Origin of the sequence: Paenibacillus cellulositrophicus (genome assembly GCF_009363095.1) — a bacterium.
In the GTDB taxonomy this organism is placed as follows: domain Bacteria; phylum Bacillota; class Bacilli; order Paenibacillales; family Paenibacillaceae; genus Paenibacillus_AQ; species Paenibacillus_AQ favisporus.
The window spans coordinates 482,844-500,506 of the sequence record NZ_CP045295.1 but is presented as its reverse complement, the minus strand read 5'-3'; the positions used below and the strand labels follow the sequence as shown (position 1 = coordinate 500,506).

Sequence of the window (17,663 nt, the reverse complement as noted above, 5' to 3'; positions counted from 1 at the left end):
TTGATGCTCTACCTTGTATATATACAGGGGGAAGCAGGGAACCCGGTGCAACTTCTTTTCTCGGTTCCGATGCTCGTACATTGGGCCGAGGCTAATACATTTTTATGGTATGGATCATAACCGATGGAAAAGAGGTGACCGGTTTGTTTACCAACTTTCGCCTTGATGAAGTAAGGTTGACAGACAGTTCCTTTGCATTTCGCAGACAACTTGTAAAAAAGTATATTATTGAATTTGATCTGAACCGTCTTATGCATACGTTCAAAATGAATGCCGGGCTTCCGTCCAACGCGGAGCCCTTAAGCGGGTGGGAAAGCGAAGATGGCGGTCTTCGAGGACATTTCGTCGGGCATTATCTGTCTGCCTGTTCCAAATTTGCCTTTGCCGATCAGGACGAGGGATTGAAATCAAAAGCCAATGAAATCGTTGATATGATGGAGTTATGCGCTAAGCCTAACGGATATTTGAGCGCTTTCGAAGAGGAGAAGCTCGATACGCTCGAATTCGAGGAAAATCGAAATGTATGGGCGCCGTACTACACCCTGCACAAGATTATCCAGGGGTTGGTCGATTGCTATGCGTATCTCGGCAGTGAAAAAGCCCTGGCTCTTTCCGTAAACCTGGCCCACTACATTCACGGACGTTTTGAAGAGCTTTCCTTCTGGAAAATCGATGGGATGCTCCGTTGTACGAAGGTAAACCCTGTAAATGAGTACGGAGGGATCGGCGATGCCCTGTACACCTTGTATGACATCACCGGCGATGCCAAAATACTTGAGCTGGCCCAACTCTTCGACAGGGATTATTTCCTGGATCATCTCGCAGACGGTAAGGATGTGCTTGAAAATCTGCACGCAAACACTCACCTGCCGATGATTATTGCGGCAATGCACCGGTTTGACCTTACGGGCGAGGAGAAATATAGAACGGCGGCCTTGAATTTTTATGATTACTTAAAGGGAAGAACTTTTGCCAATGGAAACAACAGCTCAAAGGCCACCCATTTTATCAAAGGCGGAGTTTCTGAAAAATCGGAGCACTGGGGAGGCTGCGGACAGCTGGCAGATGCATTGACCGGCGGCGAAAGTGAGGGTTGCTGCGCGCATAATACGGAAAGGATTCTGGAGCGGTTGTTTGAATGGTACGGGGCGGTTGAGTATCTGGATCATATGGAATCGCTGAAATACAATGCGGTGTTGAATAGCGCCAGCGATGAAACGGGCCTTTCGCAATACCACCAGCCGATGGGTAACTGCGCGACCAAAAAATTCAGCGATCCGTACGATTCCTTCTGGTGTTGTACCGCCTCAGGCATCGAGGCAATGAGCGAGCTGCAGAAGAATATCTGGTTTAAAAGCGGGGATGCTCTGCTGATGAATGCCTTTATTCCATCTTCTGTGGTTTGGAAAGAAAAGCATGTCACAATCACACAGCATACGGAATTCCCCGATGGGCTTACGTCCAAGCTCGTGGTTGATGCAGCCGAACCGTCAGCTTTCAAACTAATACTCAAGGAAAAAGCAGTCAAAGCTGTAAAAATCAATTCCGCTCCGATTGAACTTGTCAGGGAAAACGGGTACGTCGGGATTCAACGTGTTTTTCAGGATCAGGATACGATCGAAATTGAAATAGAGGCTTCCCTGCATTTGGTTCCGCTCCAAGGTTCAGACCGTTTGGCGGCGGTGATGTTTGGCACCGTGTTACTGGCTCAGATCGGGCAAGGTTCGCTTTTGCAAGGGGTGTCAAATGCAAATATCAACGAAAGATTCGTCAGATCGGAAAAGAAGCAACTGGAGTTTGCCCTTGACGATGACCAAGTCAAACAAGCGAAACTCATACCGCTATTCAGAGTTGAGGAAGAAGCGTATTCCGTATATTTGGACTTAGAAGAGGATTCCAGCCTCAACCGCCGTCTTTCCTTTGCTAAAGATGGCAGCTCGGCGTATGAAGAAGCGTGAAGGCATATTTAAAGGAGTGAACGTTTATGATGAAAAAACAGGGTCTAAACCCCTATCTCCCATCGTGGGAATACATACCTGACGGAGAACCGTACGTTTTTAACGACAGAATTTATGTATATGGCTCGCATGACCGATTTAACGGACATGTGTTTTGTTTAAACGACTACGCTTGCTGGTCGGCACCCGTAAATGATCTAGGCGACTGGCGGTATGAGGGTGTGATCTACACCAAAACGGAAGACCCGCTAAATCTTGATGGCAGGATGTGTCTTTATGCGCCGGACGTTACCGTCGGACCGGATGGTCGTTATTATCTTTATTATGTCCTGGATAAGGTGCCGGTTGTTTCGGTTGCCGTCTGCGATACACCTGCTGGAAGGTATGAATTTTACGGATACGTAAGGTACGCGGACGGTACACGCTTGGGCGAAAGAGAAGGAGACGAGCCCCAGTTTGATCCGGGTGTGTTGACAGAAGGGAAGAAGACGTACTTATATACTGGTTTCTGTGCACCCAAAGATAAATCCAGACATGGCGCAATGGCCACGGTGCTTGGTGAAGATATGCTTACCATTGTGGAGGAACCTGTATTTGTCGCCCCAAGTGAACCTTACAGTGCGGGAAGCGGGTTTGAAGGGCATGAATTTTTTGAGGCTCCCTCCATCCGTAAGAAGGGTGATACCTATTATCTTGTCTATTCATCGATTGTCATGCATGAATTATGTTATGCCACCAGTAAATTTCCGACAAAAGGCTTCATTTATCAGGGCGTCATCATAAGCAACAATGATCTTCACATCGATTCCTACAAACCGGCGGACAAACCGATGTATTACGGCGGTAATAACCATGGCAGCATTGTGGAAATGAACGATAGATGGTTCATTTTTTATCATCGCCATACCAACGGTACGGCTTTTAGTCGGCAGGGCTGCATCGAACCGATCGTCATTCGGGAGGATGGAACGATTCCTCAAGTGGAAATGACCTCTTGCGGTCCCAATGACGGCCCGCTTGTGGGTCGCGGTGAATACCACGCCTACTTGGCATGTAATCTGTTCTGTAAAGACGAAGAATTGTATACAGGCGGTTTCGGCTCAGGGGCATGGATGGACAGCCGTTTTCCGAAGATCACGCAGGAGGGAAGAGACGGGGACGAAGAGATCGGATACATCGCTAACATGACAGACTCCGCTACTGCTGGTTTCAAGTATTTCGACTGCCAAGGAATCCGGAAGGTGAAACTCAAGGTGCGTGGTTATTGCCAGGGCAACTTTGAAATTAAAACGACTTGGGACGGACCGGCTCTCGGAAAAATACCCGTTAACTTCACGAATATATGGACGGAATATTCAACGGGTCTCGTCATTCCGGATGGCATACAGGCTCTATATTTTACGTACACAGGCAGCGGAAGCGCGGATCTGGCTTCGTTTATTTTAGAGTAGGCCGCCCGCCAGGGAACCAGCTTCCCGAAAAAATACATAAGCAGTTCCGAGCATTTTCCGGAACTGCTTTTTTGGTTTGTGTGATCTTTTAGCCATGGAGGCCGAGTATTAAAAAATGACAACGCTTTCTTAAGAATGTTGGCTTACGAGCAGATGGGTCAAGAGGATAGACTAGCAATAAAGGAGGAGCGCAAATGGATTTGGATGCACAGTTTACGAGAACTGCGGATCACGGCGGTCAGCAGCACCAATTATGGAAGCGGTTCAAAAAGCAAAAAGTACTGCATGTATTTGTAGGGCTGGGTATGATCTTTCTGCTGATTTTCTCGTACACGCCGATGTTCGGTATTCTTATGGCGTTTAAAGATTACAGTATTTCAAATGGGATCAAGGGGATCTTTACCAGCGAGTGGGTCGGTTTGAGATATTTCGATGAATTTATCCATGATTATCAGTTTGCCACGATTGTACGCAACACGCTTGTCCTGAGCTTACTGAAGGTCATCTTCGCTTTTCCCGCACCGATTTTGCTTGCGATCCTGTTGAATGAAGTGAAAAATATGGCGTTCAAGCGATTCGTTCAGACGATCAGCTACCTGCCGCATTTTATTTCCTGGGTTGTTGTCGTCGGCGTATCCTACGCCTTCCTGTCTGCGGATGTTGGCATGGTAAACCGGGCCCTGGTCGAAACCGGTCTGATTGACAAACCGCTCAACATTTTGACGAGTCCGAACTATTTCTGGGGGCTTGCCGTCGGCAGTGCGATTTGGAAGGAAATGGGCTGGTGGACGATCATCTTCCTGGCCGCCATCACGGGGATTAATCCTTCGCTTTACGAAGCTGCCGAGATGGACGGTGCCGGCAGGCTGGCACGGATCCGATATATCACACTTCCGGGAATCAGGGGAACGATCGTCGTCGTGCTGGTGTTGACCATTGGCAGTATTCTCGGAGGCGGCCTGGTTGGCTCCAACTTCGAACAAGCCTACTTATACGGCAACAGTATCAACAATCCGACATCGGAAATTGTTCAGACGTACGCATTCAAGGTTGGTCTGAGTGACGGGCGATTTTCCTACGCGGCAGCAATCGATCTCATTCAGTCCGTTATCTCGGTCATTTTGATTTTTTCGAGCAACTTTATCGCCAAGCGTGTGTCGGGATCAAGCTTATTCTAAAAAGGAGGGCTGGTGGTGCTTAAGAGCCAAAGACAGAAGGATGTTATTTTTGACAGCTTTATTTACATCATGTTGTTTATATTGATGCTCATCATGCTGTATCCATTCTATTATGTATTCATCGCCTCGTTTAACAAAGGCTCCGATACGCTCCTGGGAGGCATTTATTTGTGGCCACGAAACGTAACTCTGGAAAATTACAAAATATTTCTGGAAGATCCGAAGTGGTATCGAGCCTTTTTGGTCACGGTTGCCCGGACGATATCGGGTACGGCATTGGGACTGCTGCTCACAAGCCTGGTCGCTTACGCCCTTTCACACCGTGATTTGTTGTTCAGCAAAACGTATTTTACGGTCATCATTTTCGCGATGTACTTTTCCGGCGGATTGATTCCTTATTATGTTGTGCTGCGCTCGATCGGATTGCTTAATTCATTTGCAGTGTACATCGTGCCGTCCATGCTCAACACGTTTTTCCTGCTCATTGCCATCTCGTTCTTCCGCGAAATCCCGGGCGAACTGAAAGAATCGGCGCATATCGACGGCGCTGGCGAACTCAAGATCTTTTTTCGGATCATCCTGCCGGTCTCGACGCCGGTACTCGCCACGATGGCGTTATTTATGGGCGTCGGCCAATGGAATTCATGGCTGGACTCGGCCTATTTCGTGCAATCGGAAAACTTGCGAACGCTTACCTTCCGGATGATGGAAGTGATCAACAAGAGCAACACGCCGCTGGACTCCATTGCTGTAGCAAACAGCGCCTCGGCTTCGGCTGGAGTGACAAGCTTCTCGCTGCAGGTGACGGCGATGGTCATCTCCATCGTGCCGATCATATGCGTATACCCGTTTTTGCAAAAATATTTTGTGCATGGAATTATGTTAGGATCTGTGAAAGGGTAAATCGCTGTTTCTATATTTAACCGCTTACATTAAAATACCAGTAAATCCATTGGAGGGGTACACTTGAAAACAATCAAGAGCTATAAGCTGCTCGCTGCGGCACTGTCTGCGGTGCTTGCTTTTACAATGCTGTCCGCCTGCGGCGGCAACGGTAACGGCGGGGACTCGGCCGCGAAGCAGGACGGTGATTCGTCGGCATCATCAGGCGGCGTGAAAGAATTATCGCTGTTTATCGATGCGCCGTGGTATCCCGTTAAGGAATGGAAAGGCCCGGTAGCCGAGAAAATTACCGAAAAGACAGGAGTCAAGCTGAATGTCACTGTGGCAACCGACGATAAGCAGCTGCCGTTGATGATCGCTTCAGGAGATTTGCCGGACCTCGTCTTCACGTATGCTAACATCGATCGGCTGTCGGACTCGAAGCTGTCCTATCCTTGGAATGAGTTAATCGAAAAATATGCGCCCGATTTCAAAATCGACAAAACGAGAATTGCGATCCATACGATGGACGACGGCAACTTCTATACGGTGCGGAATTCCTTCGCTACGCAGGAGGAAATGGCTCAAAACAAATATTCGATTGGCAGCGACGGCCATCCAGGTATTGCCGTTCGGGAAGATATTCTGAAGGAGCTCGGCAATCCGCCGATCCAATCGCTGGACGATTTTGTAAAAGTTTTAGGCATGGTCAAGCAGAAGCACCCGGAAATGGTACCGCTGGTTCTGGATAAGGAATGGGTTGAGCAGTACTTTATGCAGCAGTTCGGAACGGAAGCGCTCATTGACGGCTGGTATGAACGAGACAGCAAAATCGATTATGCGATCAGACAACCGAAGATGCTGGAGTATTTCAAGTTTATGAACAGCTTATATCGCAACGGATACATTCTCGCGGAAAATTTTGCTTTTGCGAATGATCAGATTGATGATCAATATGTGACAAGCGGCAAAGCCTTTGCTCACGGCTACACCGTTTCCGCTGCGGAAGCGGACAACAATAAAATCAAGAGTAACGGGGGCGCCTTTACGTTGAAAATGCTTCCGAGCGCATTATCGAAGGATGCCAAAGCTGTGAGTACAGGCTTGGGATTTGCGGGTACCTTCATTACGAAGAAAAATAAGGATCCGGAAGCATCCATCAAGTTTATTCAATACCTGGCAAGCGACGAAGGCAAAAAATTGACCATGTTTGGTGTCGAAGGCGAACATTGGACCTGGAATGAAGCGGGTTATCCAAATCTGAAATACGACCCATCGGATGCCGATTTCGTTAACGGCAACGGAATCAAATGGTGGTACTTGTACAATGACGGGGTCACCGAAGGCATGTTGTCCTATGTTCCCGGAGCGCAGAAAACACAGGCGTTAATGGAGACGAAGGCCATCACGACCTATAAACCGGCGATCGGTCTTATCCAAACGCAGCCGGACTCCAAAGAAAAGACGCTCAAAACAAAAATCGACGAGATGATCAAGAATGAGAAGGTCAAGATTTACCTGGCGAAATCCGAAGAAGAGGCGGTTGCCAATTACGAGAACATGGTGAAGACCGCCGAGAATATGGGCTTGCAGCAGCTTGTCGATTGGGCAAATGAGACATACCAGAAGAAGAAAAGTTTGTTTGAGTAACACGATGTCATTAAACCGGTAGGGACGTAAAATCTCTACCGGATTTTGCTTGCTCATGGTACGTTTAGTAGAAATAAACCGGCAGCGGGGGGATTCAAGACCGTGAGTATCGTGCGCAAAATTATTATCGGATATATTTTCTTTGTCTTTATCCCGGTCGTTACGTTTGGATATTACTACTACGTACAAATATACGGCAATCTGACCCAACAATTCGTAGAAAGCCGGCAAAAGATCCTGGAACAGGCCAAGGCAAATATGAAAGCGGATCTGACCCGCATCGAATCTGTTCATCGCTTGCTGCAATATAACCCTTATGTCACGGACTACTTGGGCGGAATTTATGGATCCGACGCCGAAAGCATTTATGCCTACAACCGTTATATCAGTCCGATCATGACACAATCGCTATTTGCCAATCCGGAAATCGAGTCGCTTCGAATCTATAAAACCAAGAAACAAGCGCTTCGAATTACCGACCGTTTTCTCGATATGTCATCTCTTGATGCACAGGGCAAGAAGATAGCAGGTTCATTAAAACCCGGTCAAGGAGGATGGATTGTCCAAGATCCGGAAGCTCAGCAACCGCGGCTTGCTTTTTATCAGAACATTTATAACCCGGAGTTTACTGAAATTGTCGGGCTTCTGGAGCTGCGCATTGGCGGCAGTCTCATGCAGAAATTTTACAAGGCTATCGGCATAGAAGGTGACTGGGAGGCGATCCTGTTACCGTTTGGTGAGGAGGCAGCGGAGGACACGGCTTCCGGAATGGATGAGGAGACGCTCAAACTGCTCGGCGGAAGTGACAATAAGCCCTATTTCATTAACCGGAAAACGATCGTGAATCAGCTTTCCTTTGAGGAGCTTGGGGTCAGAGTTGTTGTGATTGGAAAAGTAGACGTCGTGTTTCACGCGATCAAGCGCAAGGAGATGATTCTGATCTCAACCGTCATCGTTTTTTTGGCGGCATTGTCGCTAGCGTATTATGTACTCGCTTCCACAATCACCAAACGCATTCTTCGCCTGGCTAGACACATGCGTAACCTGGACGACAACAATATGAGACCGTACATCAGCAAGCACGACAGTCCGAACCGTCAGGATGAGATTGGCTTTCTGATCATGACTTACAATTCGATGATTCAGCGGATGGACGAATTGATTAACAATGTCCACCGGGCCGAGCTGCGAAATAAAGAAGCGGCCTATAAAGTGCTTCAGGCTCAAATCAAACCGCATTTTCTTTATAATACGCTCGAAACGATCAGAATGCTGGCCGAGTCCAATAACGATAAGGAGGTAGCCGACATTTCCTTTTGGTTCGGGAAGCTGATGCGTTACAGCTTGTCCTCCAAGGAGGATCATACGGTTCTCGCCCAGGAAATCGAGACGGTCATCTTCTATCTTAAGATTCACAAGATGCGGCTCCGAAACAGACTGAGCTACGAGCTGGACATCGATGTGGATGCAGATCGGATTGATTGTCCCCGGTTCATGCTCCAGCCCTTGATCGAGAACAGCATCGTCCACGGAGCTGCAGCAACACTTCGGCCCGTCCATATCAGGCTGCGTGCGTATGAAACGGCGGACGAAGTTCGGATCTCCATATCTGACAGTGGGGCAGGCATGCCGGAGGACAAGCTGTCCAGGCTCCGTACACTGCTCATGGGGGATAGTGACAACTATTCCAGCAGAGAGACCGAGGGCGGTGGTGTTGGCCTGATTAACGTCAGCGAACGGGTGAAATCCTTTTTCGGCGGTGATTCACGGCTGGTTCTTGATAGTGAGCAGGGACTAGGAACATGTCTCACAATCATCATAACGAAAGGGGCGGCGGTTAACGATGAAACTATTGATTGTAGATGATGAGCCGATTATTCTTGAGGGATTAGTCAAGGTCATCAAGGACGCGGCTCCGCTCGGTACTGAGGTGCGAGAGGCAGGCAACGCTTTTGAGGCTCTTGAAATCATGAAGGGTTTTATGCCGGATGTCACGGTGACGGATCTTCATATGCCGGAAAAAAACGGGTTCGAGTTGATGGAGGAGGCGAAAGGGAATGGACTGTGTAAGCGGTTTATTATTCTGACTGGCTATGACGAATTTGAATACGTAAGAAGAGCACTGCGCAGCGGCGTTGTGGATTATTTACTTAAACCGCTGGACAAAGACGAAATTGCTAAGCTGCTAGCACTTATCGATGAAGAGCTGCCTTCCGAAGCCGATTCCGACTGTGAACGGCACACGAAACGCATTCTTGCTTACACGCAAACGAATTTTATGAACGATCTTTCCTTGGATCACCTTGCCGATTTGATGAACCTTCATCCGAATTACATCAGCAGCCTGTTCAAGAAGGTGACAGGAGACACGTTTGTTAATTATTTGAACGCATTTCGGATCAAGGAAGCGCAGAAATTGCTGAGGACGCATCGGCATCTTTCCGTAAGCGAAGTCGGTCGGCGGGCGGGGTTTGAAAATAAACATTATTTCACCAAAGTCTTCAAAAAGTATACAGGGATCACACCAGGTGCCTACCGTGAAACAGATGATATGGATAATATAGAGGTGGACTCAAAGGAAAGCTGCTAAACTGGGAGATGACTCATGGTCATTAAAACGTTGATTGAACTGGATTGAACACACCATTTTTTCGCCTGTGAGGCGGATTGGAGGAAAAGCATGACGAATACGAATCCCACGGAGACCGTGGAACAGAAACAGCGATTATGGTACCTCAAGCCTGCCGCAGAGTGGAACGAGGCATTGCCGATTGGGAACGGCCGGCTCGGCGCCATGATCTTTGGCGGAATAACCGAGGAGAAACTGCAGCTGAACGAAGATTCTGTATGGTATGGCGGTCCGCGTGATCGCAATAACAAAGACGCCCTGCCGCATCTGCCGGAAATCCGCAAACTGATTATGGAGGGACGCCTGAAGGAGGCGGAGGCCCTTGCGGGGATGACGATGGCGGGGCTGCCCGAATCGCAGAGGCACTACTTGCCGCTCGGCGATCTTCTGATTTCGTTCGATCGTCATGAGAAGGCTGGGGATTACGTACGGGAGCTGGATTTGGAACGCGGCGTTTCCCGGGTCAGCTACCGGATCGGAGATGTCCGGTATATCCGTGAGCTGTTTGCCAGTTACCCGGATCAGGCGATCATGATGCGGATTTCCGCTGACAAGAAGGGGGCGCTTTCCTTAAAGGCAAGGTTTAACCGCCGCAACTGGAGATACATGGAGAAGACTGAAAAATGGGGCCAGCAGGGACTTGTGATGCAAGGGGAATGCGGCGGCAAAGGAGGCAGCTCGTTCTGCGCTATCGTGAAGGCGCTTCCAGAAGGCGGAGTGTGTAAGACCATAGGCGAATATTTATTGGTTGAAAATGCGGATGCGGTTACGCTGCTGCTTGCCGCGGGTACCACCTTCCGGCATCCCGATCCGGTGCTTTACGGCAAACGACAGTTAGAGGAATTGAGCCAGGTTTCCTATGCCGAGCTGCTTGCCCGACATGTGAAGGATTACTTTGCGTTGTTCGGGCGGGTTACCCTGAGGCTGCCGGATAGCCCAGGCAAAAACGCGCTGCCGACCGATGAAAGACTGAAGCGGTTCCGAGAGGGCGAAGAGGATAACGGGCTGATCGAAACGTATTTTCAATTCGGCCGATACTTGCTTATTTCCTCCAGCCGGCCGGGTTCCCTGCCTGCAAACCTTCAAGGGATCTGGAACGATAGCTTTACTCCGCCTTGGGACAGTAAATTCACGATCAATATTAACACGCAGATGAACTACTGGCCGGCGGAAAACTGCAATCTGTCCGAATGCCATGAGCCATTGTTCGATTTGCTCGAAAGGATGCGTGAGCCCGGGCGGGTCACGGCCAGTGTCATGTATGGCTGCCGGGGATTCACGGCGCATCACAATACGGACATTTGGGCGGATACGGCGCCGCAGGACACATATCTTCCGGCATCCTTCTGGCCGATGGGCGCTGCCTGGCTGTGCCTGCATTTGTGGGAGCATTATCGCTTCAGCCAGGATCGTTATTTTCTAGCGCGTGCCTATGAGACGATGAAAGAGGCAGCGTTGTTCCTGCTCGATTATTTAATCGAGGACAACGAGGGACGCTTGATGACTTGTCCGTCTGTCTCCCCTGAGAACAGCTACAGGCTACCCAATGGCGAAACAGGAGTTCTCTGCGCCGGGGCCACCATGGATTTTCAGATCATCGAAGCGCTGTTTGATGCTTGCATCCGCAGCGGGGAAATCATTGAGAGAGATGAGGCGTTCCGAGAGGAGCTCGCTGCCGCCTTGAAGCGGCTGCCCAAACCGCAAATCGGCAAACATGGACAAATTCAGGAGTGGATGGAGGATTACGAGGAGGTGGAGCCGGGACACCGCCATATCTCCCATCTATTCGGGCTTTATCCGGGCGAAGGCATTAACGTGGATTCCACGCCGGAGCTGGCAGCAGCGGCCCGGACGACGCTGGAACGCAGGCTAGCTAACGGCGGTGGACACACCGGCTGGAGCCGGGCGTGGATTATCAACTTCTGGGCCCGGCTGCACGATGCGGACAAGGCCAATGAAAATGTAAGAGCGATGCTCCATCATTCTACGCTGCCGAACCTGTTCGACAACCATCCGCCGTTCCAGATCGATGGCAATTTCGGCGGCACGGCGGGCATTGCCGAGATGCTGCTGCAGAGCCACTCTGGTTTGATCCGGCTGCTGCCCGCATTGCCTGACAGCTGGAACGATGGGGAAGTCAGAGGGCTACGGGCTCGGGGCGGCTTCACCTTGAATTTCACCTGGACGAAGGGCCACGTTACTGAAGCGGTCGTAACCTGTGCGGTTTCCGGTCCATGCCGTCTGGAAGCACCTGGTCTTGATCCCGTTTCGTTTGAGGGGGAAGCCGGCCGCTCCTACACGTTCACCAAACGAATGAGTGATGAAATAACACCTTAATTGCTTGTGACTGTTTAAAAACTTATGACCGGATCATAGAGGTAGCCGATTATAGGATATCGTTAAATGAGTTACTGATCCGGCTCATAAGCTAAGGGCTGCTGCTGGACTTGATTTCGGTACTCGCTGGGAGCCATCCCCGTCCACCGCTTGAACTGGCGGCTGAAATGCGAATTGGTTTTATATCCGAGAATCATGGCGATGTGGTCGATCCCCAAATCGGTTTGCAGCAGCAAGCGCTGTGCTTCGTTCAGCAGCGTTTCGGACATAAACTTACGCGGGGCTTTCCCGTAGATCTGCTTAAAGATGCGGTTCACTTGCGAAGGACTCATATGAACCGACTTGGCAATGTCCTGGATCCAGGTTCGTTCGTTTTCCCGAATCTCTCCATGAAGGAGAATGTATTTTACGGAATCTTCTATTTGCTCGGCGATCTGCTGAGCAAGTGATTCCTTTTTGGATCGGGCGACGGTTGCAGTCTCTGACAGTTGGCCAACCAGGGACCCAAGAAGCTCGAAGACAGCCGCATGGACCTTCATCTGTTTGGATGTTGGGAGCGGGCTGCGCAGGTGCTCTGCCGCAAGACGATACAGCGTCGATAAAGACGGAGACAGCCCTTGGACTAACGGCGAGTCTGACGGATAATAAAATTCCTTACAGCGGTTGAGCTCCTTGCAAAAGGATGTATCGTCCACGCTGAAGTGAACGGAAAAGTAGGTGAAACCCTGGGATCCGGCACGGGTGCAGGAATGCGTCATGCCCGGATGGATGAACAGCAGGTCCCCCCGGGACTGCCGGTATTTTCGCCCATTAATCACCATGTCCATTTCTCCCTCCACGACCCAGTGGATCTCGTACATGGGATGCTCGTGGGAAGGATAGGTCCAGCGGGAATCCACTTTTCGCGCATGAAGGCCCAACAGCTGAAATGACATGCGGACATCGGGAAGACGGCCAACATAGACTCCGGGAAGCTCGGTCACGGCGATACCCTCCTCTGTATGGTACAAGTTATCAATTTGTTACGATTATAGCTTGATCCTTCCGGAAAAGAAATGCGTGAAAAGGGTAAATCGAAGTGAAGATTAGCGTATCGTCAAGGGTCATAGGCGATGATATGGTAGTATTATCAACCCTTATAGGGAGAAATTGGGGGCAATATTGAATGCGAATTATTCGATATTTGGACGGACGGCAGACGAGACTCGCGGCGGTTACGGATGATGAGAAGGCTTATCCATTGCCTCACTCTGATTTGATATCGTTGATTAATGAGGCCAGGGAGAAGGGCGTTTCACCTGTCCGAATTGTTGAAAGCGCTATTACACCGCAAAATGAGCTGACTGCCGCATGGCCATCATTGCAGCTGCTGACTCCAGTAGATGCGCCGGAGGTCTGGGCAGCCGGCGTCACCTATCAGCGCAGCCGGGAGGCGAGGAATTATGAAGCCACTGGCGGAAGAATGGATGCGGAGACGTTCTACGACAAAGTCTATGACGCCGTGAGACCCGAAATATTTTTGAAATCCACGGCAGCACGCACGGTCGGACCGAATCAGGAAGTAACGCTGCGCAGCGATTCGGTATGGCAAATCCCCGAGCCGGAGCTTGGCTTGGTGCTTGCCGGCGACGGGACCATCGTGGGATACACGGCTGGCAATGATATGAGCTGCCGCGATATCGAGGGGGAGAACCCGCTATATCTGCCGCAAGCTAAAATATGGCGGAAGTCCTGCTCGATCGGGCCCGCGATCCGGCTCGCTGATACCGTCGAAGACCCCTACGATTTCAAAATCGTCTGTCAGATTTACCGCGAAGACCTCGTTGTGGTGGAAAGTGAGGCAAGCACAAGTCAGTTAAACCGCAAGCTGGATGAGCTGGTCCGCTTCCTGGCGGCGGACAACGATTTGTTTGACGGTACCGTTCTGTTGACGGGCACAGCTATTGTGCCGCCGGCCGACTTCACGCTTGCTCCCGGCGACCGCATCGAAATTTCGATTAGCGGGATCGGGATGTTGGTGAACCACGTTATATCAAACTAGGGATTTGGGGAGGAGATTGTCATGACAGCATTCCAGGGAGAACAGATTTATCGTAATTTCATCTATGGAGAATGGACGGCGGCTTCCACCGGACAAACGGAGCCCAGCATCAACCCCGCCAATCGCCATGAAGTGGTCGGTTATGTACCGGTTTCCACAGAAGAGGATGTGAACCGTGCCGTCGCAGCAGCCACAGCAGCCCGGCGGGCATGGCGCAGCCTGCCCGGATCGGAACGCGGCAATATCTTGTTTCGTGCGGCCAGTGTATTGGAACGGCGGGCCCATGAGGTCGCCGAGGCAATGACAAGAGAAATGGGCAAGACGCTGGCGGAAGCCAAGGGGGAGACGATGCGCGGGGTCGCTATCTTGCGGTACTACGCCGGTGAGGGGATGCGCAAGTCCGGTGACGTGATACCTTCGACGGACAGCGAGGCGCTGATGTTCACGACCCGGGTGCCGCTGGGGGTTGTCGGTGTGATCGCCCCGTGGAATTTCCCCGTAGCCATCCCCCTCTGGAAGACTGCGCCGGCTCTGATATACGGCAATACCGTTGTGTTGAAACCGGCCCAGGAAACGGCTGTGACCGCAGCCAAATTGGCCGAATGCTTCGAGGAGGCGGGAATTCCGGCGGGTGTCTTCAATCTTGTATGCGGCAGCGGTTCGGTGGTCGGTTCAGCGCTTGTGGAGCATCCGGACGTGGGCGGAATCACTTTCACGGGCTCCAACGAAGTCGGGAAGCGCGTCGGCGCGGCCGCGCTGGCCCGAGGAGCCAAGTACCAGCTCGAGATGGGCGGCAAAAACCCGATTATTGTCGCCGAGGATGCGAACCTGGATTTGGCGGTCGAAGCGACGATCAGCGGTGGCTTGAAATCCACCGGCCAAAAGTGCACGGCGACCAGCCGGGTGATCGTTGTGCGCAAAGTGTATGAAGCTTTTAAAGCGAAGCTGCTGTCCCAAATCGAGGGCATTCGGCTTGGTGACGGCATGTTACCCGAGACCTGGATGGGGCCCTGCGCTAATGAAAGGCAGCTGGAAACTGTGCTGCACTACATCCAAAAAGGGCTGGATGAAGGAGCCGTATTGCTGACCGGAGGGGCAAGGGCGAGCGGCCCGGCACTTGCGGACGGGTTCTATGTCCAGCCGACCGTATTTGACGGGGTGACACCTCAAATGTCCATTGCCAGGGAGGAAATTTTCGGTCCGGTGCTTGCCCTGATTGCCGTGGACAGCCTTGAAGAAGCGATAGCGACGGCCAACGATAGCGATTATGGCTTGAGTGCCTCCATCTATACGCAAAATATAGGCGCCATGCTGTCCTTTATTCAGGACATGGATGCCGGGCTGGTCCGGGTGAATGCGGAAACAGCGGGCGTTGAGCTGCAGGCTCCGTTCGGCGGGATGAAAATGTCGAGCTCGCACTCCAGGGAACAGGGGCAGGCGGCCATCGAATTTTTCACTTCCATCAAAACGGTTTTCGTGAAGCCATAATCTTGGGGAGGGTGCCATGCACAATTTGATCAAGTCGATCATGGGGAAGGATGACCTGACAAGCGGCGACATTACAACGCATGCCCCCGGGGTACAGGGAAGGCTGCCATTAACAGATGATCTGCTGAGAAATGCCCCAAGCGGAGACCTGTTTGGCATGTCCCAAAACGTCGGGATGGGCTGGAAGCCGGGAGAACTGAACGGAAAGCAGTTTCTGATTCTGAGCACGCAGGGAGGGATTCGGCAAGAGGACGGCAGTCCCGTAGCCCTGGGATATCACACAGGACACTGGGAGGTTGGCTTGCTGATGAAGGCTGCGGCGGAGGAAATTTCCGGCCGCGGTGGTATCCCGTTCGCCGGCTACGTGAGCGACCCCTGTGACGGCAGGTCACAGGGAACGTCGGGTATGTTCGATTCGCTCCCCTACCGGAACGACGCAGCCCTCGTGTTTCGCCGGCTTATCCGCTCGCTGCCTACGCGAAAAGGTGTTATTGGCGTTGCCACCTGTGACAAGGGGCTGCCTGCCATGATGCTTGCGCTTGCGGGCATGCCGCAGCTTCCGGGAATTATCGTTCCCGGAGGGGTAACGCTTCCGCCGACCGAAGGGGAGGATGCCGGCAAAATCCAAACGATCGGCGCCAGGTACTCGAGCGGCGAAATCACGCTGGAAGCAGCGGCGGAGCTTGGCTGCCGGGCCTGCGCGACGCCTGGTGGGGGTTGCCAGTTTCTCGGTACGGCGGCAACGGCCCAAGTTGTCGCCGAGGCGCTTGGCATGACGGTTCCCCATGCCGCGCTCGCGCCTTCGGGCCAGCCCATCTGGGAGGAAATGGCCCGTCAATCCTCCCGTGCGCTGATGGCGATGGAGTCTCAAGGACTGCGGATGGGCGACATCCTCACAGATGCGGCGGTACGAAATGCCATGGTCGTTCATGCTGCTTTCGGAGGCTCGACCAATCTGCTGCTCCACATCCCTGCGATCGCCCACGCAGCTGGATTACAGGTGCCGGCGGTTCAGGATTGGATCCACGTCAACCGGGATGTACCGCGCATCGTCAGCGTACTACCGAACGGCCCGGTTTTTCACCCGACCATTCGGGTATTTCTGGCCGGAGGCGTGCCTGAAGTGATGCTGCACCTCAGACGTCTCGGTGTGTTAGATGAATCGGTGCTTACGGTAACGGGCTCATCACTGGGAGAAGTTCTTGATTGGTGGGAATCGTCGGAGCGTCGTCATCGGCTGCGCAAGCAGCTTAAGGAAAAGGACGGAATCGATCCGGACAGTGTCATTATGAGCCCGGAACAATCGCGGCTCCTTGGCATCACTTCCACCGTCACGTTTCCAACCGGGAATATCGCTCCGGAAGGCTCTGTGATCAAATCCACATCGATTGACCCTTCCGTCCTGAATGAGGAAGGCATATATCACCATAAAGGCAGGGCCAAGGTGTTTACAACCGAACGCGACGCGATCCGTGCGATTAAGAACGGGGGGATTCAGGCAGGTGATATCATGGTTCTCATTGGCAGGGGACCGTCCGGAACGGGCATGGAGGAGACGTATCAGCTCACGTCCGCGCTTAAGCACCTGCCCTTCGGTAAATATGTGTCGCTTATCACCGATGCCCGTTTTTCCGGCGTCTCAACCGGCGCGTGCATCGGTCATGTCGGCCCTGAAGCGCTGGCAGGCGGACCGATCGGCAAGCTCAAGGACGGCGATTTGATTGAAATTGTCGTTGACCGTAACCGGCTGGAAGGGCGGGTTGATTTTATCGGAGAAGGGGACCAGGAGGTAACGCCGGATGAGGGGGCCCGATTATTGGCCCAGAGACCATTCCACCCAGGAATGCGTCCCGATGATGACCTCCCGGACGACACGAAGCTATGGGCTGCTCTGCAAGCCGTGAGCGGAGGCACATGGAAAGGCAATGTATATGATGTAGAGCGAATCGTCACAGCTATCGAAGCCGGAAAAAAGGCGCTTGGTTGGAACTAAAACCTAGTAAACCTGATCAACCCTCTGTAAGGGGAATGATAGGATGATCATTGCTT

Annotated in this window: 12 protein-coding genes; 11 read left to right on the top strand and 1 reads right to left on the bottom strand. The window is 51.7% G+C overall.

What is annotated here, in order from left to right; genetic code table 11:
* Window positions 1-134: 134 nt before the first annotated feature.
* From GCU45_RS02145 to GCU45_RS02110, 8 genes are all read left to right on the top strand, one after another.
* Complete coding sequence (locus GCU45_RS02145) at window positions 135-1,958, top strand: beta-L-arabinofuranosidase domain-containing protein (protein ID WP_244364579.1); 1,824 nt, start codon at window positions 135-137, stop codon at window positions 1,956-1,958.
* A gap of 29 nt (window positions 1,959-1,987) precedes the next feature.
* On the top strand, window positions 1,988-3,409 hold the full coding sequence (locus GCU45_RS02140) for a family 43 glycosylhydrolase (protein ID WP_152402715.1): 1,422 nt from the start codon (window positions 1,988-1,990) through the stop codon (window positions 3,407-3,409).
* Window positions 3,410-3,603: 194 nt separating this feature from the next.
* Window positions 3,604-4,587: an ABC transporter permease gene (locus GCU45_RS02135; RefSeq protein ID WP_145132834.1), complete on the top strand. Its 984-nt coding sequence runs from the start codon at window positions 3,604-3,606 to the stop codon at window positions 4,585-4,587.
* A 15-nt stretch (window positions 4,588-4,602) separates the two neighbouring features.
* On the top strand, window positions 4,603-5,490 hold the full coding sequence (locus GCU45_RS02130; RefSeq protein ID WP_240913115.1) for a carbohydrate ABC transporter permease: 888 nt from the start codon (window positions 4,603-4,605) through the stop codon (window positions 5,488-5,490).
* Between the two features lie 63 nt (window positions 5,491-5,553).
* A complete protein-coding gene (locus tag GCU45_RS02125; protein WP_152397888.1) occupies window positions 5,554-7,119 on the top strand; it encodes an extracellular solute-binding protein in 1,566 nt (521 codons plus the stop codon).
* Window positions 7,120-7,221: 102 nt separating this feature from the next.
* On the top strand, window positions 7,222-8,985 hold the full coding sequence (locus GCU45_RS02120; RefSeq protein ID WP_152397887.1) for a sensor histidine kinase: 1,764 nt from the start codon (window positions 7,222-7,224) through the stop codon (window positions 8,983-8,985).
* Entirely contained in the window at window positions 8,963-9,709 is a 747-nt protein-coding gene (locus tag GCU45_RS02115) for a response regulator transcription factor (RefSeq protein ID WP_152397886.1), read from the top strand. The genes GCU45_RS02120 and GCU45_RS02115 overlap by 23 nt, the downstream gene beginning before the upstream one ends.
* 90 nt (window positions 9,710-9,799) lie before the next feature.
* Window positions 9,800-12,085, top strand: coding sequence for a glycoside hydrolase family 95 protein (locus GCU45_RS02110; protein ID WP_152397885.1), 2,286 nt, complete (start codon window positions 9,800-9,802; stop codon window positions 12,083-12,085).
* A gap of 71 nt (window positions 12,086-12,156) precedes the next feature.
* Here GCU45_RS02110 and GCU45_RS02105 read toward each other — a convergent pair whose 3' ends face one another.
* Window positions 12,157-13,020: an AraC family transcriptional regulator gene (locus GCU45_RS02105; protein ID WP_089550251.1), complete on the bottom strand. Its 864-nt coding sequence runs from the start codon at window positions 13,018-13,020 to the stop codon at window positions 12,157-12,159.
* A 230-nt stretch (window positions 13,021-13,250) separates the two neighbouring features.
* Here GCU45_RS02105 and GCU45_RS02100 point away from each other — a divergent pair, with 230 nt between their 5' ends.
* The 3 genes from GCU45_RS02100 to GCU45_RS02090 are packed head-to-tail and all read left to right on the top strand — an operon-like array spanning window position 13,251 to window position 17,607.
* Window positions 13,251-14,126, top strand: a complete 876-nt coding sequence (locus GCU45_RS02100) for a fumarylacetoacetate hydrolase family protein (protein ID WP_152397884.1) — start codon at window positions 13,251-13,253, stop codon at window positions 14,124-14,126.
* Between the two features lie 21 nt (window positions 14,127-14,147).
* Window positions 14,148-15,614 carry an alpha-ketoglutaric semialdehyde dehydrogenase GucD gene (gene gucD / locus GCU45_RS02095; protein WP_152397883.1) on the top strand — a complete coding sequence of 489 codons (1,467 nt, stop codon included), beginning with the start codon at window positions 14,148-14,150 and terminating at the stop codon, window positions 15,612-15,614.
* A 16-nt stretch (window positions 15,615-15,630) separates the two neighbouring features.
* On the top strand, window positions 15,631-17,607 hold the full coding sequence (locus GCU45_RS02090) for a YjhG/YagF family D-xylonate dehydratase (protein ID WP_152397882.1): 1,977 nt from the start codon (window positions 15,631-15,633) through the stop codon (window positions 17,605-17,607).
* Window positions 17,608-17,663 lie beyond the last annotated feature (56 nt).